Annotated in this window: 18 protein-coding genes and 1 pseudogene; 8 read left to right on the top strand and 11 right to left on the bottom strand. The window is 68.1% G+C overall.

Annotated features, from left to right (window positions below; translation table 11 throughout):
- Positions 1-54: 54 nt before the first annotated feature.
- The 6 genes from A8G15_RS27280 to A8G15_RS27255 form a co-directional block, all read right to left on the bottom strand.
- Positions 55-843, bottom strand: coding sequence for an SDR family NAD(P)-dependent oxidoreductase (locus A8G15_RS27280; RefSeq protein ID WP_068166253.1), 789 nt, complete (start codon positions 841-843; stop codon positions 55-57).
- Positions 844-931: 88 nt separating this feature from the next.
- Positions 932-1,588, bottom strand: a complete 657-nt coding sequence (locus A8G15_RS27275) for a PaaI family thioesterase (protein WP_068166251.1) — start codon at positions 1,586-1,588, stop codon at positions 932-934.
- Positions 1,585-2,454, bottom strand: a complete 870-nt coding sequence (locus A8G15_RS27270) for a MaoC/PaaZ C-terminal domain-containing protein (protein WP_068166249.1) — start codon at positions 2,452-2,454, stop codon at positions 1,585-1,587. Before A8G15_RS27270 ends, A8G15_RS27275 begins: the two co-directional genes overlap by 4 nt.
- Before the next feature lie 65 nt (positions 2,455-2,519).
- Positions 2,520-4,709 carry an acyl-CoA dehydrogenase family protein gene (locus tag A8G15_RS27265; protein WP_068166268.1) on the bottom strand — a complete coding sequence of 730 codons (2,190 nt, stop codon included), beginning with the start codon at positions 4,707-4,709 and terminating at the stop codon, positions 2,520-2,522.
- Positions 4,710-4,879: 170 nt separating this feature from the next.
- Entirely contained in the window at positions 4,880-6,043 is a 1,164-nt protein-coding gene (locus A8G15_RS27260; protein ID WP_068166247.1) for a steroid 3-ketoacyl-CoA thiolase, read from the bottom strand.
- Positions 6,044-6,184: 141 nt separating this feature from the next.
- Positions 6,185-6,802 (bottom strand): TetR/AcrR family transcriptional regulator, encoded by a 618-nt coding sequence (locus tag A8G15_RS27255; RefSeq protein WP_068166267.1) that lies wholly within the window; start codon positions 6,800-6,802, stop codon positions 6,185-6,187.
- Between the two features lie 273 nt (positions 6,803-7,075).
- Between A8G15_RS27255 and A8G15_RS27250 the strand changes: the two genes are divergently transcribed.
- On the top strand, positions 7,076-7,900 hold the full coding sequence (locus A8G15_RS27250) for an SDR family oxidoreductase (RefSeq protein ID WP_068166245.1): 825 nt from the start codon (positions 7,076-7,078) through the stop codon (positions 7,898-7,900).
- A 48-nt stretch (positions 7,901-7,948) separates the two neighbouring features.
- On the opposite strand, the gene A8G15_RS27245 is transcribed toward A8G15_RS27250, so the two are convergent.
- The 3 genes from A8G15_RS27245 to A8G15_RS27240 are packed head-to-tail and all read right to left on the bottom strand — an operon-like array spanning position 7,949 to position 9,443.
- On the bottom strand, positions 7,949-9,049 hold the full coding sequence (locus A8G15_RS27245) for an Rv3169 family protein (RefSeq protein ID WP_068166243.1): 1,101 nt from the start codon (positions 9,047-9,049) through the stop codon (positions 7,949-7,951).
- 5 nt (positions 9,050-9,054) lie between these two features.
- The gene (locus A8G15_RS32290; RefSeq protein WP_281180791.1) at positions 9,055-9,183 is read right to left on the bottom strand and encodes a hypothetical protein; all 129 of its coding nucleotides are present in this window, start codon (positions 9,181-9,183) and stop codon (positions 9,055-9,057) included.
- A complete protein-coding gene (locus A8G15_RS27240) occupies positions 9,183-9,443 on the bottom strand; it encodes a hypothetical protein (protein ID WP_068166241.1) in 261 nt (86 codons plus the stop codon). Before A8G15_RS27240 ends, A8G15_RS32290 begins: the two co-directional genes overlap by 1 nt.
- Before the next feature lie 283 nt (positions 9,444-9,726).
- Between A8G15_RS27240 and A8G15_RS27235 the strand changes: the two genes are divergently transcribed.
- A complete protein-coding gene (locus A8G15_RS27235) occupies positions 9,727-10,365 on the top strand; it encodes a TetR/AcrR family transcriptional regulator (protein WP_068166240.1) in 639 nt (212 codons plus the stop codon).
- A gap of 51 nt (positions 10,366-10,416) precedes the next feature.
- Here the strand turns inward: A8G15_RS27235 and A8G15_RS27230 are convergent, their stop codons facing one another.
- Positions 10,417-12,009, bottom strand: a complete 1,593-nt coding sequence (locus A8G15_RS27230; RefSeq protein ID WP_068166238.1) for an acyl-CoA synthetase — start codon at positions 12,007-12,009, stop codon at positions 10,417-10,419.
- A gap of 191 nt (positions 12,010-12,200) precedes the next feature.
- Here A8G15_RS27230 and A8G15_RS27225 point away from each other — a divergent pair, with 191 nt between their 5' ends.
- Positions 12,201-13,124, top strand: coding sequence for a 3-oxoacyl-ACP reductase (locus A8G15_RS27225; RefSeq protein WP_068166236.1), 924 nt, complete (start codon positions 12,201-12,203; stop codon positions 13,122-13,124).
- Positions 13,125-13,148: 24 nt separating this feature from the next.
- Complete coding sequence (locus A8G15_RS27220) at positions 13,149-13,892, top strand: SDR family NAD(P)-dependent oxidoreductase (RefSeq protein ID WP_068166234.1); 744 nt, start codon at positions 13,149-13,151, stop codon at positions 13,890-13,892.
- An 82-nt stretch (positions 13,893-13,974) separates the two neighbouring features.
- Here A8G15_RS27220 and A8G15_RS27215 read toward each other — a convergent pair whose 3' ends face one another.
- Entirely contained in the window at positions 13,975-14,460 is a 486-nt protein-coding gene (locus tag A8G15_RS27215; RefSeq protein WP_068166232.1) for a nuclear transport factor 2 family protein, read from the bottom strand.
- A 213-nt stretch (positions 14,461-14,673) separates the two neighbouring features.
- Between A8G15_RS27215 and A8G15_RS27210 the strand changes: the two genes are divergently transcribed.
- The 4 genes and pseudogenes from A8G15_RS27210 to A8G15_RS30185 form a co-directional block, all read left to right on the top strand.
- Positions 14,674-15,846 carry an acyl-CoA dehydrogenase family protein gene (locus A8G15_RS27210; RefSeq protein ID WP_068166231.1) on the top strand — a complete coding sequence of 391 codons (1,173 nt, stop codon included), beginning with the start codon at positions 14,674-14,676 and terminating at the stop codon, positions 15,844-15,846.
- 29 nt (positions 15,847-15,875) lie between these two features.
- Positions 15,876-16,787, top strand: a complete 912-nt coding sequence (gene bphC / locus A8G15_RS27205) for a biphenyl-2,3-diol 1,2-dioxygenase (protein ID WP_068166229.1) — start codon at positions 15,876-15,878, stop codon at positions 16,785-16,787.
- A gap of 197 nt (positions 16,788-16,984) precedes the next feature.
- A complete protein-coding gene (locus tag A8G15_RS27200; RefSeq protein WP_245688028.1) occupies positions 16,985-17,623 on the top strand; it encodes an IclR family transcriptional regulator in 639 nt (212 codons plus the stop codon).
- A 114-nt stretch (positions 17,624-17,737) separates the two neighbouring features.
- A pseudogene (locus tag A8G15_RS30185) lies at positions 17,738-17,866 on the top strand (helix-turn-helix domain-containing protein); the annotation flags it as partial.
- Positions 17,867-17,876 lie beyond the last annotated feature (10 nt).

Here is a 17,876-nt window from a genome sequence, read left to right as displayed (position 1 = left end):
GCACACCCACTCGAGGGGGCGGGGTCGGGTGGGGCCGGGTCGGAAAGGACCGCGTCAGTCGACGTCCGGCGCCCACTGCACGCCGTTGATGTGCGCACCACCGTCGACGAACAGTGTGTTGCCGGTCAGGTAGCGACTGTCGTCGCTCGCGAGAAACGCCGCGACGGTGCCGATGTCGTCGAGCGGGTCGCCGATCCGGCCCATGGGGTTCGCCGCGGCCTGCGCCGCCGCCATCTGCGGGTTGGCCTCCGCGACCCGCTGATACGCGGCACTCTGCGCACCCGGACAGATCACGTTGCAGCACACCTGCTTCGGTGCCCACTCGCGGGCGGCGGTACGGGTCATGCTGCGCAGCGCCTCCTTCGCGGCGTTGTAGGCCACCGAATACATGTGGGCGTTGACGCCGTTGAGGCTGCACAGGTTGATCACCCGGCCGGTGCCGTGCTCGGCCAACGCCGGGTACGCACGCTGCATCGCCCAGAACGCCGCCATCACCGCCATGTCGAACCCGGCCTGCAATGTTTCCTCGGCCGTCTTCTCCAGGCGTGCGAATCCCAGCCCGCGCCAGGCGTTGTTGACGAGGATGTCGAGCCGTCCGAATTCCCGCGTCGCGGCGTCGACCATCGCGTGCACCTGCTCGCGGTCGGTGACGTCGGTGCGCACGAAGGTCGCCCGCACTCCCCACTCGTCGGTGAGCCAGCGCGCGGTGCCGGCACCGGCGTGCTCGTCGACCTCCGCGACGAGCACGGCGGCGCCTTCACGCGCCAGCGCGCCTGCGATGCCACGTCCGATTCCCATACCGGCGCCGGTTACGATCGCCACCCGTCCGTTCAGCTTGCCCATGCGGGCACCTCCTTCGTCGGTGCCGGTGTGCCTTTGTGGCGGCCGGAGGGACCGGAAAGGCACACCGGCGGCGGAGCCGCCCGCCAGGTCAGCGGGGGCGCGGAACGGTCTTGTCGACGAACAACGCTTCGACGGACACGCACACCGTGCCGTCGGCGGTCCTGATGTCGCCGACGGTGTTGATCTTGGGCCCGTCCTGGGCCACCAGACGGCCGCTCACCGTCAGCGGCTCGAACAGCGGGGTCGGGCGGTGGTACCGGACGTTGAGCTGAGCGGTCGCGCCACTGCGGCCGGCCCACGCGTTCGCGACGCCGAGCGTGTGATCGAGCAGGAGCGCGGACACTCCGCCGTGTACGTGCCCGGGCGGGCCCTGGTACGGGAACGACAACGTGACGACACCCTCGACCGAGCCGTCGTCGCGGCCGGCGAGCACCAGAGGCGGGGCGACGGCGTTCTCCGGACCGGCGACGGGATCGTGCCGGGTCACACCCTCGCCGTGCCACATGTCGATCAGCCGTTCCGCGACCTCGGGGGCGTGCTCCTCGAGGTGCTCGGCGATGCTGTCGAGTTCCTCCGCCACCCGCTCGAGATTCGCGTTGGACCGGTCTGTTCGCAACAGCGCGTTCACGACTCGCCGCGCCGCGGCGGACGCCCTGTCCACCGGGGTGTCCTGCGGTGCCGACGTCAGGACCGTGCCGTCCGGGGCCCTCCCGACGGTGGGATGCGTATCCGGATCGATCTTCATCGGACCTCCATGGTTGCGTGGGTGAGAACCGGCTGCCCGTCCCGTTCGGGGCAGGTGGCCAACAGGGTCAGGCGATCACCCTCACGCCAGACGGCGGTCTCGAGGGTCTCGCCGGGGTACAGCGACCCGGCGAACCGCACCGAGAAGGACCGCATCCGAGCCGGATCCCCGTCCAGCAGGCCGTCGACGACGGCCTTGCACACGATCCCGTAGGACGCCAGCCCGTGCAGGATCGGCCGGTCGAAACCGGCCATGGTCGCGAACCCCGGATCGGCGTGCAGCGGGTTCAGGTCGCCGCTGAGCCGGTACACGAGTGCCTGCTGTGGACCGGTCGGCGACACCAGGACCGTGTCGGCGGCCCGCTCGGGCACCGCATTCGACAGTTCGGGGCCGGCGTCGCCGCCGAACCCGCCCTCACCGCGCGCCCAGATCTGCATACTGTTGGTCCACAACGGGTTTCCCTCGTCGTCGACGGCGGACTGCTCGAGCACGATGACCGCGGCCTTGCCCTTGTCCCACACGTCGGCCACCCGCGACGAGATAGTCGCCGTGCCGGCCGCCGGGATGGGGGCGTGCAGTGTCAGCGACTGCCCACCGTGCAGAACCCGGCGCAGATCGATGTCGATGCCCGGCAGGTTCATCGCGGCCGGTTTCGTCGCGCCGGCCGAGACACCCTGCCCGGCGACCATCGCGAACGTGGGCAACACCCGCAGATTCTTCTCGTAGACCCAGCCCAGCTCGGCCGGATCCAGCGAATTCACGCCCGCCCCGAGACCGAGGTGGTAGAGGATGACGTCACGCTCGGTCCAGGTGGCCTCGCGCACGGTCGGGACGGCAGTCAGTGCCGCGTTCACATCGATCGGCATGGCGCTACGACTCCTTCGTCGATGTTCCGGACGGGTGGCGCTCCGCGCGGTTCACGGATGTTCACTCACCTTCCGGGTTCGGGATCGCGCGGCAGACCGAGGATCCGCTCGCCGATGATGTTGAGCTGGACGTTGGTGGTTCCGCCCGCGATCGACAGACACTGCGCGTTGAGGAACATCTGTGTCGCGGATCGACGATCCTGGTCGCCGAGCAGTGACGCCGGGCCTGCCCATTCCATCGCGACCTCCCACACCTGCTGGACGTGTTCGACGCCGAGCAGCTTGGCGATCGACGACTCCGCGCCGGGTTGCGCACCGGTCAGCGATCGCAGCGTCGCCCGCAGTCCCATCAGTCCCCCGGACTGCGCGTCGCACAGCACCTTGCCGAGGACGGTGAGCTGTTCGTCGTCGAAACCGGGGGTCGCCTTCGCGAGCGAGAGCAGCGTTTCTCCGCCGGCCCCGAGCGACGAGTCGTTGGACAGCGACACCCGCTCGTTCGCGAGCGTCGTCCGGGCGAGTTTCCAGCCGTCGCCCGGCTCTCCGACGAGACAGTCGTCCGGGACGAACACGTCGTCGAGGAACACCTCGTTGAACAGCGCCTCGCCGGTGATCTCGCGGAGCGGTCGGATGTCGAGGCCTGCCGTGTTCCTGATGTCGATCAGGAAATACGACAGACCCTTGTGCTTGGCTACATCGGAGTCGGTGCGGGCCAGGCAGATACCCCAGTCCGCCACCCTGGCCATGGATGTCCAGACCTTCTGGCCCTGCAGTTTCCAGCCGCCGTCGACCTTGGTGGCCTTGGTGGACAGGCCCGCGAGGTCGGAGCCGGCACCCGGCTCGGAGAACAGCTGGCACCAGACGATGTCACCGCGCAGCGACCCGGGCACGAACCGTTCGAGCTGCTCCGCACTGCCGTGCGCGATCAGTGTGGGCACCACCCAGTTGCCGATGATCATGTCGTGCGGTTCGAGTTCCGCGGCACGCAGTTCCTCGGCGATCACGAGCTGGGTGACCGGATCGGCGCTCTTGCCCCACGGCGCCGGCAGATGCGGTGCGGTGTAACCCTTCTCGGCAAGGTATGCCGTGCGATCGGTACCGGTGAGCCCGGACGCCCGGGCGAGTTCGGCGCGCACGTCCGCGCGGATCTTCTCCGCCTCGGGCGGCAGATCGATCCCGAGGACACGACGAGCACCGCCGAGCGTGAGGGTCGCGACCCGGCGCTTCCAGGATGCGGTGGAGCCCAGCAGGATCCGTAGCGACTGGGCGCGCCGCAGGTACAGGTGGGCATCGTGCTCCCACGTGTAACCGATTCCGCCGAGGACCTGGATGCAATCCGTGGTGACCCGGAACGCGGCCTCGGGGGCGACCGCCGCGGCGACCGCGGCAGCGAGCGCCGCCTCGGCGGCCGGGATGTCCTCGCCCTGAGCACGCGCGGCGTCCCACGCGGTGACGCGGGCCTGCTCGGTCCGGCTCAGCATGCGGGCGGCCTTGTGCTTGACGCCCTGGAACTGGCCGATCACCCGCCCGAACTGCTGACGCACGCGGGCATAGTCGGCGGCGGTCGTGGTGGCCCAGTCGCACAGGCCGGCCGCTTCCGCCGCGAAGAGCGTGGCAGCGAAGTCGAGGACCCGCCGGGAGTCGAGGGTGAGAACGTCACCGGCGGCGAGCGGCAGGCCGTCGACGGAGACCTCGGCGTTGCGGCGCACCACGTCGTGGCTGGGCAGATCGGTGACGACCACCCGGTCGCGGTGAAGAGCGACGAATGCGAGCTCGCCCCCGCGGTCGGCGGCGGCGAGCAGGAACACGTCACCGACCTGACCACCGAGCACGTGACCGGACGTGCCGGACAGGGTGGCGGTGTCGCCGTGTCGGGTGATGCGCAGGCTGCCGGGCTGCAGGGACACCGCGCCGGACGACGAGCCGTCGGCCAGTTCCGCGAGATCGTCGGTGCGCCCTGCAGCGTTCAGAACGGCGGAGACGATCACGGTCGGCAGGAACGGACCCGGCACCATCGCGCGCCCGAGTTCCTCTGCGACGACAGCCGTTTCGAGGAGAGAGAAACCGGCACCGCCGACCTCCTCCGGAAGATGCAGGCCGAGCATGCCGAGTTCGGCGAGCGAATCCCAGTACTGCGGGCGCGTCTCGACCTTCGCCTCGACGGCCTCGCGGATCACCGCGGGGGTCGCGTGGCGCGCGGCCCATCCGCGTACGGAATCGCGGAGTTCGCGGTCCTCGTCACTCAGTCCAATGGTCATGAACGGGCCCTTCGGTTGGAAGCGTATGGATTTCGCCACCCGTTCTTCCGAGCGAATGTATCGTTCGATCGATCCAAGGAGACGAACGATACATTCGCTCGGACACAGGCGGGGGTGTCATCCCGCGCGCACCTGCGAGCGGTGGATGGCGCGGGTTCGGGCGGAACGATCTAGATGCGCTCGATGATCGTGGCGGTCGACAGGGCTCCGCCCGCGCACATGGTGACCAGAGCGGTGGAGCGATCCGAGCGTTCGAGTTCGTGCAGGGCGCTGGTGATGAGCCGGGCCCCGGTGGAGCCGACCGGGTGGCCCAGCGCGATGGCACCACCGTTGACGTTGACCTTGCTCATGTCGGCCTCGAGCACCTGGGCCCACGACAGCACGACGGACGCGAACGCCTCGTTGATCTCGACGATGTCGATGTCCGACAACGACATTCCGGTGCGCCCGAGCACATCCCGGGTGGAGTCGATGGGGCCGTCGAGGTGGAAGAAGGGGTCCGAGCCGACGAGGGTGGACGCCAGGATCCGGGCGCGCGGGCGCAGACCGGCCTCGCGGGCCTTGTCCTCGCTCATCAGCATGACCGCGGCCGCGCCGTCGCTGACCTGTGACGAGTTGCCCGCGGTATGGATTCCGCCGTCGATCACCGGCTTCAGGCCGGCCAGCCCCTCCGCGGTGGTGTCGCGCAGGCCGCCGTCGCGCGTGACGGTCGCGACCTCACCGGTGGGTTCGCCCTCCTTGGTGACGACGGGCGCGTCCACCGGCACGATCTCGCGGTCGAAGCGGCCTTCGTTCCAGGCGGCAGCGGCGCGCCGCTGCGACTCCAGCCCGAACGCGTCGACATCGGCGCGGGTGATGCCGCGGTGGGCCGCGATCCGTTCGGCGGAGGTGAACTGGTCGCCCATGTCGACGGTCCAGTCGTCCGGGTAGGGGTTGCCGGTGCCGGGCGCGTTGGCCTGACCGAGGAACACCCGGCTCATCACTTCGACGCCGCAGCCGATCCCGGCGTCGATCTGGCCGGAGGCGATGAGCCCGGCGACCATGTGGACGGCCTGCTGTGACGAGCCGCAGGCGCAGTCGATGGTGGTGGCGGCGGTCCGGTACGGCAGACCCGAGTGCAGCCATGCCTGCCGGGTCACGTTGTTGGACTGTTCGCCCGCCTGGGTGACGACACCGCCGACGAGCTGGCCGATCCGGTCGGCGGACAGGCCGCTCCGGTCGAGGACCGCCTTCTGGGCGGCGCCGAGCAGGACCGCCGGGTGCACTCCGGACAGCTGCCCGCGACGACGGCCGATCGGCGCCCGCGCGGCCTCGACGATGACGACGTTGCTCATGTCCACTCCCTCTGTCCGAATACTGGAATTGATTCTATTTCTCTGGATGTCGCACTCCGCCGCCCATCTCACCGAGCGGGACCGCGCTGGTCAGGACGCGGACCGGGGGTCACACGGAACCGGACCCGTGCCGAGCCGGACCTACACGACGAACACGGACATGTCCGCGAGGAGCTTCTCGCACGCGACCCGCAGATCCGACTCGAGCTCGGGAATCGAGGTACGCCCGTTGAGGGCAGCCTGAACGAGCCCGAACCACAACGCCACCACCAGCCGGAGCGCGGTCGCGTCCTGGACCGTCGGATCGCCGATCCCCGCGGCATCGAGCAGCATCCGCTCGAACTGCCGGTCGATCTTGGCGACGTCGGGAATCGACGCCGCGTTCGACGTTGCCGCCGACTGGATCATCGCGGTCGCCAACAGCGGCGTGCGCAGCAGTGCCTGCGTGGCCCCGACCAGAGCTTCGTACACCGCGTCCGCGCAGGACAGGGGCACCTGCGACCGGTGCGCGAGCGAAAACGCCATGCGCTCGATCCGGTCGACCATCACCGCGACGAACAGGTGCGTCTTGGACGGGAAATAACGGTACAGGGTGCCGATCGCAACGCCGGCGAGCTTCGCGACCTCGTGCATCTGGACACGTTCGAGGTCGTGCTCGGCACCCAGGTACGCCGCCGCCCTCAGGATGCGGCCGTGCCGCGCGCGCTGCTCCGCCGAACTGGGCTCGGCAGCGTCTCGTGCCGACGCGATTCTCGGCATCTTCCGCCCCCTCATCTCGTCCACCTCGGACGAAGATCGAACGCCCAGTCTCGCACCTCCCACTGGGGCCGAGCGCAACCGTTCCGGTGAGTGAGAACCACCCTCGGCCGGTCACAGAAGTACACGAGATCGCCTGTAGCACTGGACAAATTGCCGTATCGACAACACCCGTAAGTGTTACGGTAGCCACACCGGTTCGGTTTCGGTCCACGAATCGACGCACCGCGCCGGGACCGCCGACCGGCGCCCGTAGCCATCACAAGGAGCACTTTCATGCCCGACTTCTCCGGCAAGACCGTCGTCGTCACCGGCTGCTCGTCCGGTGTCGGCGCCGCCGCCGTCACCAAGCTCGCCGCCCAGGGCGCCACCGTGATCGGTGTCGACCGGGTCGCGAGCACCGACCCGGCGGTCTCCCGCATGGTGGTGGGCGACCTGTCGACGTACGCCGGAGTCCTCGCGATCGCCGAGCAGATCGACGGCCCGATCGACTCGCTCCTCAACAACGCGGGTGTCGCCGCGACGCTGCCGTGGCGCACCGTCCTGTCGATCAACACCCTCGCCCCACGCGACCTGACACGCGCGCTGCAGCCGAAGTTCACCGCCGACGCCACCGTCGTCACGACCGCGTCACAGGCCGGGTTCATGTGGCAGCAACACTACGACCTGCTCAACGAGTTCCTCGCGATCGACGACTGGGACGCGGCGCTCGACTCCTTCGCGGATCACCCGGGCATCGAGGGCGCGTGCTACAGCCTGTCGAAGGAAGCCGCGATCATCTGGTCCGGCAATCTCGCCGTCGAAGGCAAGGCGACCGGGCTGCGGTCGAACAGCGTCTCCCCCGGCACGATCGGCACGCCGCTGCTGAAGGACTTCACCGCGACGATGGGCGCGGAGACCATCGACGGTGCGGCGGCGTGGGCGGGCCGGCACGGTCGCGCCGAGGAGATCGCCGATGCCCTGCTGTTCCTCGCGTCGTCCGAGTCCACCTGGATCAGCGGCGCGGATCTTCCCGTCGACGGCGGCTTCGGCGCATACGTCCATCGCACGTTCATCGCGCCGGCGCTGGCCGCGATGGCCGCGCAGACACACCAGGACTGACGAATCGACAGGGGCGGTGCGGTGGGCTCGTCACCGCACCGCCCCTTCTCACGGAGCCATGTCCAGCCAGCCGGTGAAGCCCGACGGATCGTGGCGTCCCATGACCGCGTGCTCGAACATGCCCCAGCCCACCCGACCGTCGAGCGTCGCCTTCGCGATGTGATCGATCGTGGAGAACGGAAGCCGGGCGCGGAAATCCTCGCTCGTGGTGTCCACGACGGAGGACGACGACCAGTTCTCGCCCTTCCATTCACCGTGCGTCCACTCCGGGTCGCCGCCGTAGCCGGCGCCGTGGCTGAGCGAGATGAAACCCAGGTTCTCGATGTCCACGACGAGGGGTTCGCCCTTCGGTGTGGTCAGGTGCAGCCGCGCGGACTCGGGGTGGCGGGTTCCGCTGCGATAGTTCACCTCGACGCGGGGCCAGCCGAGTTGCTCGACGCGGCCGTCGGCGAAGACACGGGTGGCGTGGTTGAGGGTGCGGTGACCGTCCTGCGACTCCTGCACGATGACCATCAGTGCGAAGTCGTCGAAGCGCAGCGGTACGTACGTCCAGTAGTGGCCGCCTCGGTTCTCGTAGGTCCAGCGTCCCTGCGGATCCGGCTCACCGACCGGGCGGATGCCCCACGAGCGGTCGCGCGTGCCCAACCACGTGCCGGGATCGATGGTGATGTCCTCGCCCTGCACGACCAGGGTGCCGGACCAGCTGCCGACCTGCGCGAAACGGGATGCGTCGAGAATCGGGCGCGGGCCCGACATGAGAACGTGTGCTTCCTCGAGAACCGCCGGAAACGAACCGTCCCAGGTGATGTCGCACGAGAGTTCGTCGTGCTCGCAGATCACGCGGATCTTCTGCAGCGGCTCGACGACCTCGAGGCGGTAGCCGCCGACCTTGCTCTCCATCGAGCGCTCGCCGAGCGCGTCCGAGAAGCGCACCGCGATCTGCGAATCGCCGTGCCGCACGGTGACGAACGCGTCGACGACACTCAGGTTCGGATAGACACCGAAGCCGGAGATCAGGAAGATGTCGCCGGTGCGGTCGTGGGCGTTGAAATAATTGCGGTCGTAGAAGTTCCGGTCCGTGGACGACACGCGACCCAGCGACAGCGGCGCCTGGTGCACCGGGTATTCGTCGAGCTGAACGGGTTTCATCAGTGCTACTTCTCCCAGTCGTAGGACTCGTCGATCAACTGCGCGAGCATCGCCTGATGGAGCACCAGGTGATCGGGGTCGGCGGGGAACTCCATCTCACCGAAATGCACGCGACGGCGCATGATCTGCGACATCACGATGCCGTGACCAAGCGCGGCCTACACGAGGTGGAAGCCGAGGTCGCGGACTTCGTCCAGTCGAGATCGAACAGCACCGAAATGCTGGACATTCCCGAGTGTTCCGGCCTCTTCAGGTTGTACAGGCGCGGCGGTGTATCGGTGCCGGGACGATCGCCGAGCCAACCCTGGAGCTGTTCGCGCAGCTCGTCCAGGTCGATGTCGGTGGTCTTGATGTCCTGCTCGGCGCCCTCGGGCACCACACTCTCGGCGGTCATGCCCCTACCTCCGGTTTCCGTGACGAGGTGAGCCGTGCGGCACCGTTCGACCCGCGACGATCTCCCACGAGCAGCACCGCGGAGCGGGCACGCGTGCGCCCCCACACCATCCGTTCATCCCTGTTGCCCGACCCTGCGACAAAGATAGACGCCAGTCCAAGTTTTTGGAACCTGTTCCACAGATTTCTCGCAGATCCGCTCGAACTTCTACGCTGACAACGACTTCGCGCCTCACCCCCGCATTCGGCGAACGAGACGCCCGACACCGAAAGATGCGGATCCGATGAGCGAGCACACAGCACCCGGGAGCGCCGCTCGGCTGCGCGGTGTTCCCGGTCGGCGGGAGCACAACAAGCTGCAGACCCGCCGGCGCATGTTGGACGCGGCCAGACGGCTGTTCGCCGAACGCGGCGTCACCGGCTCGACCATCGAGGACATCGCCGACCTCGCCGGTGTCTCCCGCGCAACGGTTTTCAACTACTTCCCCAGCAAGGACGACCTGATCGGCGCCCTGCACGCGACCCACATGGAGTCCCTGGCGACGCTGATCGACGAGTTGCTCGCGAGGGACATCACCACTGCGGAACGGATCGCGGGCGTCTTCGCCGACTTCGCGCGCGAATCCCGACGGCATCCCGGCTACATGCGCGCGGTCACCGGCGAGCTGGAACGGGATCTGGCCACGCCGGAAACGAGCGGCGACCGCACGCAACTGTTCGACGAGCAGATGCAGCGACTCCTGGCACCCGGGCTCGAACGCGGTGAGGTCCGCGCCGACCACCCGCTGCCGTTCCTCGCGCAGATGGTCGGCGCCGTGTACGTCTCGACGCTGCGGCACTGGCGACAGAATCCCGACGACGACGGCACCGAGAGCTTCGACCGGGCAGCACGTTTTGCCGCCGACTCACTCGTCCCCCGGTGAACGGTCCGGGTGCGGCCGCGGAATCCACACGCGACCGCACCCGGCGGCCGGCTATTTCTGTGCTTCGAGAGTTGTCTTGGCCCAACGGTAGTCGGCCTTGCCCGCGGGCGAGCGCACGATCGAGTCGACCCCGACGACCACGCGTGGAACCTTGTACCGGGCGATCCGTTCGGCGACGTGCGCGATCAACTCGTCGAGCTCGGGCACCCGGTGTCCCTCGCGTGCCTGCACCACGGCTCCGACGCGCTGTCCGTACCGTTCGTCCTCCACTCCCGCGACGAGCACGTCCATCACGGACGGGTGGCTCTTGATCGCCATCTCCACCTCTTCCGGGTACACCTTCTCCCCACCGGTGTTGATGCACATCGAACCGCGACCGAGCAGCACGATCGTTCCGTCCTCGTCGACACTCGCCATGTCGCCGAGGATCGACATCCGGACACCGTCGATGACGGGGAACGTCGCCGCGGTCTTCTCCGGGTCACCCCAGTAGCCGAGCGGCACGTGCCCGGCGCGAGCGATGTAGCCGATCTCGCCGGAACCCGGTTCGATCGGGCGCATCCGCTCGTCGACGACCTTGACGGTCGGCTTCGCGGCGATCCGCATCCGGCCGTCCTCACCGATCGAGAGGTCGCCGTCGATCCCGGACTCGGACGATCCGAATCCGTCGCGCACCATGACGTTCGGCAGCAGCGAGACGAGCTGCTCGCGCACGTTCTTCGAGAACAGCGCGCCACCGGAGCCGACGACGAACAGCGAGCTCAGGTCGTATTCGGCGCCGTGCTCGGCGATCGCGTCGGCGAGCGGACGGGCCATCGCGTCGCCGACGATGGTCATCGTCATCACACGCTCGCGCTCGATGAGCGCGAGAACTTTCTTCGCCTCGAACGACGGCACCACGACCTGTGAGGTGCCCAGGCAGAAAGCACTGAACATGCTGTACATCGCGGCGCCGTGGATCAGCGGCGCGGTCAGCATCCAGGTCATCGCCGGCATGTTCGCGGCCTGCGCCGCAACCGACGCGATGTCGGAGTGCGGATCGCCCATCGGATTACCGCCCGACAGGGCAGCGTGGAAGAAGTCCTCGGCACGCCACATCACACCCTTGGGCATGCCGGTGGTGCCACCGGTATAGATGATGAACCGGTCGTCGCCGCTACGGGGCGCGAAATCACGCTCGCCGGATTGCGCGGCGACGGCCTTGTGGAAGTCGGCGGTGGTGACGGTGTCCCAGTCGACATCGGCAGCCGGCCCCACGGTGACGACGTGCCGGACCGTCGGCGTACGCGGCAGCACCGCAGCGGTCCTGGCCGCGAACTCCCCGTCGGCGACGACGGCGGCGAGTTCGGCGTTGGCGAACAAGTAGGCCAGCTCGGCGTCGACGTAGCGATAGTTGATGTTGATCGGAACGGCCCGGATCTTCAGGATCGCCAAGAGCGCCTCGACGAATTCGGTGCTGTTGCGCATGTACAGACCGATGTGGTCGCCGGCGACGATCCCCGCACTCGTCAGATGATGAGCGAGCCGGTTGGCGCCGGCATCGAGTTCGCGGTAGGTGAGGCGGCCGTCCCCGCAGATGAGCGCCGTGCGATCCGGGACGGCATCGGCGATGGCTTCGAACAGGTCCGCCAGGTTCAGCGACATCGACAATCCTTCTGACGCAGTGGTTGCAACCGTGCGGACACGGTGTCACCCCGCGATGGAGTGATCCCGGCCACTCCCGGCCAGTGGGACGGAATCCGGCCGGGCACGCCACCGACCCCACAAACTAGAATCAATACTAATTCTGCTCGGGGGCGTTGCGTCCCGCGGCAACCGCACACAGGAGAGTTCGCATGGGTGAATCAGTCAGTTTGGCCGGCCGCACCGCAGTCGTCACCGGGGCCGGCGCAGGACTCGGTCGCGCCGAGGCGCTCGCTCTCGCCGCCGCGGGCGCCGCGGTCGTCGTCAACGACATGGGCACGGCCGCGCACGATGTCGCCGACGAGATCACCGCGGCCGGCGGCCGGGCCATCGCCGTCACCGGTGACGTCTCCGACTGGTCGCTCGGCGGCCGCATGATCGAGGAGGCCGTGAAGAACTTCGGCTCGTTCGACATCCTCGTCAACAACGCCGGAATCCTCCGCGACAAGATGATCTTCAACCTCGCGGAGTCCGACTGGGACGACGTGATCCGCGTCCATCTCAAGGGTCACGCCGCGACGTCGCACGCCGCCGCCGTCCACTGGCGGAACCTCAGCAAGGAGCAGGGCGGTCCCGTGTACGGCCGCGTCGTCAACACCTCCTCCGAGGCGTTCCTGTTCGGATCCGCGGGCCAGCCCAACTACTCGGCGGCCAAGGCGGGCATCACTGCACTGACCCTGTCCACCTCGCAGGGCCTCGCCCGCTACGGCGTCACCGCCAACGCGATCTGCCCGCGCGCCCGGACCGCCATGACCGCCGAGGCGTTCGGCGAGGCGGACGCCGTCACCACCGGACTCGATCCGCTCGCTCCCGAGCGCGTCGCGACCCTGGTGTCCTACCTGGCCTCCCCCGCCTCCCACGAGATCACCGGCCAGGTGTTCGTGGTCTACGGCAAGATGGTCGCGCTCATGGCGGCTCCGAAGGTCGAGAACCGCTTCGACGCAGCAGGCTCCGAGTTCACCGTCGACGAACTCGACGAGCAGCTGTCGACCTACTTCACCGGTCGCGGCAAGTACGAGACGTACTCTGCCTACGGTGTGGCCGAACTGGAGAAGGCCGCGCTCGCCGTCGACTGACCACCTCCCACGAAGGAGCGGAACATGAGGCTTGCAGACAAGGTTGCGATCGTCACCGGCGGCGCCGGCGGTATCGGACGCGGCATCGTCCGGGCGTTCGTCAAGGAGGGTGCCGAGGTCCTGTTCGTCGACATCGACGACGATGCCGGAGCGGCCCTGGAGAAGGAACTCGGCGGCGCCGGGAAGTTCCTGAACGCCGACATCTCGAAGGAGGAGAACGCGTCGGCGATCGTCGCGGCCGCGCTCGAGGAGTTCGGCAAGGTCGATGTCCTGGTCAACAACGCGCACGCGTCCCGGCAGGCACCTCTCCTCGAGACCACCCAGGAGATGCTCGACCTGTCCTTCGGGACCGGGTTCTACCCGACGTTCTGGCTGATGAAGGCCGCGCACGCCCAGCTGGCCGCGAACCAGGGTTCGGTGATCAACTTCGCGTCCGGCGCGGGGATCGAGGGCCAGGCGACGCAGGCGTCGTACGCGGCCGCGAAAGAGGCGATCCGCGCGATCAGCCGTGTCGCCGCCAACGAGTGGGCGGCGGACAATGTCAACGTGAACATCATCTCGCCGCTGGCGGCGACCGAGGGCGTCAAGGCGTACATCGAGGCCAACCCCGGCATCGAGGAGGTGCTGCTGGCGAAGACCCCGCTGCACCGGTTCGGTGATCCCGAGTCCGACATCGGCCGGGTCGCGGTGTTCCTCGCGAGCGCGGACGCGAGCTACATGACCGGCCAGACCCTGATGGTCGACGGCGGCAGCATCAAATTGCGCTGAGCCCCCGCTCGATTCGCACGTTCACGAGTTCGGCCCCCGGCTTCCGCCGGGGGCCGAACTCGTCGAGGGACGATCGCCGGAGTCAGCGAGATGCGCGAGCCAACAGTTCCCTGGCCTCCGCGCTGCCGTCGAGCACACGCGCGGTGCGGCGCTTGATCTTCCACTTCCCGTCGATACGGGCGAGATCGAATCGGTTGGCAGTCACGCGCCACACCCGGAACGAATCGGAATCGACGTTGCGGCGCAGCAGCAACGAATGGCACGTCGCGGCAGCGGTGTCGCCGTCCACCCGGATGTGGACCGGATCGAGAAGGTGACCGCAGCCCTCGCTGATGTAGTCCTGATGAGGGCGGGTGCGCACCATCTCGGTGATCTCGTCGCGGCCCCGCATGACCCGGATGTCGATGTCGTAGACGGCGTCCTCGGCCCACAGCTCGGCGACGGCGTCCGCGTCCCCGGCGTCCACGGCGGGCCCGTATGCCGTGAGCACCTCCTGGATCGCCGCTTTGTCCTCGAGAAGCTGAACGCGTTCGAGCAGGGAGGCCACCAATTCTGCGGTGTCGGTCATATCGCTCCGTCCTGACTGTGCGGGCACGCGCGCTGAGCGCTGCCGGGGCGGATCCTGTTCTACCCGTCGAGGGCCGATCGCGTGCCGGGAGTTCCGTTCAGCGGAAAACAGGGAGCGGCGTCACATTCGTCCCTGGGACTGTTCGAACAGCACATCCGGCCAGATGCGTAAGCCGTTTCGATTTCCTCTCTTCGAGTTCCGGGAAGGTTCCCCATGGGCCATACATTGGACAGAATCATGCAGCACGCGGACGAGATCCGCGCGGAAGGCGCTGTGGGCGACACGCTCATGCGCCTGCCCGACACCTCCGCCAAGCGGCTCCGTGAATCCGGTGTCATCCGAATGTTCCAGCCGAAGGAGTTCGGCGGCCAGGAAGCGCACCCGCGCGAGTTCGCCGAGACCGTGATGGCCATCGGCGCGCTCGACGGTGCCACCGGCTGGGTAGCGGGCATCGTCGGTGTCCACCCCTGGGAGCTCACGTTCTTCGACACCCGCGCTCAGGAGGAGATCTGGGGCGAGGACGGCGACATGTGGATGGCCTCGCCGTACGCGCCGATGGGTGTCGCGGTCCCGGTGGACGGCGGATACGTCCTCAACGGGCGCTGGGCGTTCTCGTCCGGCACCGACCACTGCGGCTGGATCATGATCGGCGCAGCCGTCGGCGACAAGGACGGAAACCGCACCGACAAGGTCCTGCACGTCCTGCTGCCCCGCTCCGACTACGACATCGATCCGGACAGCTGGGACGTCATCGGACTGCGCGGCACCGGCTCGAAGGATCTGATCGTCGAGGACGCGTTCATTCCCGAGTACCGCACGATCGACGCCGACATCGTCCTGAGCGGCAACGGCTGGCGCCACGCCGGCCGTGACGAGACCCTGTACAAGTTCCCGTTCTCGTACATCTTCCCGCTGGGCATCACGTCGTCGCTGATCGGCATGACCGAAGGTGCGCTGGGCTGTTACATCGCGGCGCAGAAGGAACGCGTCCAGGTCTCGGGTATCCCGATCAAGGAAGACCCCTACGTGCTGTACGCGATCAGCGAGGCCGCCGCCGAGATCGACGCGGCGCGTGTCACGCTGCTCGAAACCGTCGACCGGTTCTGGGACAAGACGGACCGGGGCGAGGAGATCGGCTTCGAGGAGCGTGCCGTCGGCCGGCGCACCCAGATCTCCTCGGCCTGGCGCGCGGTCCGCGCGATGGACGAGATCTTCGCCCGGGCCGGCGGTGCGGCCGTGCACCGCAAGACCCCGATGCAGCGGTTCTGGCGCGACGCCCACGTCGGCCTCACCCACGCCATCCATGTGCCCGGATTGATCTACCACTCCGCTGCCCTCACCCAGCTCGGTGGCGACCCGCAGGGCGCCTACCGCGCAATGATCTGACCCCCCTTTCGCATTCGAGGAAGACACTCATGACAGAACTGAGAGGTCTCGGCTACCTCCGCATCCAGACCCAGGACATCCCGCGCTGGCGTGAACTCCTCGTGGACGGTCTCGGCATGGCCGTCGGCTCCGGCCCCGAGGCCGACGGCCTGTATGTCCGGGTCGACGAACGGCGTGCCCGCATCGCGGTGCTGCCGGGCGATTCCGACAAGGCGCTCGCGGTCGGCTGGGAGGTGCGTGACGAGTTCGCACTCGAACGAGTGCGCGAGGCCGTCGAGAAGTCCGGGCGGTCGGTCGAGGTGCTGACGAGGAAGGAAGCAACCTACCTCGATGCGGAAGGTGCCATCGCGTTCGACGACCCGGCCGGAACCCGGCTCGAGGTGTTCTACGGCCCCGTGCTCGATCACAGCCCCGTGGTGACACCGTTCGGCGGGCGCTGGGTCACCGGCGGCCTCGGCCTCGGCCACGTCGTGCTGCCGTCCGCGAACTTCGACGCGACGTACGAGTTCTACACGCAGGTGCTGGGCTTCCTGCCGCGCGGCTCGATTCGCCTCGACGAGGACGGCCTGAGCCGGGTGCGCTTCCTCGGCATCAACGAGCGGCACCATGCCCTCGCCCTGTGCCCGGCGCCGCCGACGGAGGAGCCGGGTCTGGTGCACCTGATGACCGAGGTCGACACCCTCGACGCAGTCGGTCAGGCGCTGGACCGCGTCAACCGGATGGAGTTCTCGATATCGTCGACACTCGGCCGGCACACCAACGACAAGATGATTTCGTTCTATGTCCGCGCACCCGGCGGATGGGACCTCGAGTTCGGTACCGCGGGCATGCTCGTCGACGAGAAGCACTACACGTCGGAGGAGATCACCGCGGACGCGTACTGGGGTCACGATCAAACCGGGTCCGAACCTTTGAAGGCATTCGTCCCGGTCGCCGGCTGATCCGTCGTCACCTGCGCGAGCGAATCGGACAGGCGCTCCCCCGAGAGGGATGCGCCTGTCCGATTTTCTCTGTTGCCCCCTGCGTCCGCTGAACTTTCGCAAACCTCTTCCCCTGCGGGGCCCCAGCGGTTAGATTCGTCACGTCGCTGATTGATCGATTGATCAATCACTCCGAATCAGCCCCGCAGGAGAACCTCGTGACATCCCCCCTCGAAAGCCCGCACACCGTCATGGGCAGGGTCACCATGCTGCTCGAACCCTTCCGCGACACCGGCGGGCTCACGCTGTCCGAACTCGCCCGGCGCACCGGATTCCCGCGCTCGTCGGCGCATCGGATGCTGCTCCAGCTGGTGGAAGTGGGGCTGGTCCGTCGTGACGGAACCACCTACCACCTCGGGTCCAAGCTGGTGGAACTCGGCGCGCTCGCGCTGGCGCACGATCGCGTCCACCAGGCCGCCCTGCCCGTGATGTACGACCTGCGCCGGAACACCGGGCTCGTCGTGCACCTCGCCGTCCTCGACGGCGACAGCATGCTCTACCTCGAAAAGATCGGGGGCCACCCGGCAGCGGACCAGCGCGCCCGCACGGGTGAACGACAGCCCGCCGCAGAGACGGTCGAGGGCGCAGCCGCGCTCGCCTGTCGCGAGGACAGGGAAACTCGCATCGCGTGCGGTGGCGCTCCGATCCGTTGTGTGGCAGTCGCATTCGACGCCGGCGGCGAGATCGCCGTACTGTCGGCCGCTGGGCCCCACAACAAGCTCCCGGACGATCCGATCCTGCGCGTCCGCGAGGCCGCGGATGCAGTGGCCGCACAGCTGGCGGATTTGCCCAGCTGACCGTCCCGGAACCGGGGTCACCGCGGTTCGAAACAGCATTCCTCGCTTTTCGAAGCGGAGTGACTGCTACAGTTCTGTCGTATTGATTGATCGCTTGATCAACGGAGGTTTCCCGTGAAGAAGGGGTGCGATTCCCCCGCCGCAGTCATCGATCGAGTGTCGGACATACTCGACGAATTCCAGCACCACGGGCATCTGACCCTGTCGGAGCTGTCCAGACGCACCGGCCTGCCGCGGTCAAGCCCCTGGTAGT

The sequence above is a fragment of the Rhodococcus phenolicus genome (assembly GCF_001646785.1).
GTDB lineage: Bacteria > Actinomycetota > Actinomycetes > Mycobacteriales > Mycobacteriaceae > Rhodococcus > Rhodococcus phenolicus.
Note: the sequence above shows the minus strand (reverse complement) of the source record. Positions and strands in the feature narration are given on the sequence as shown.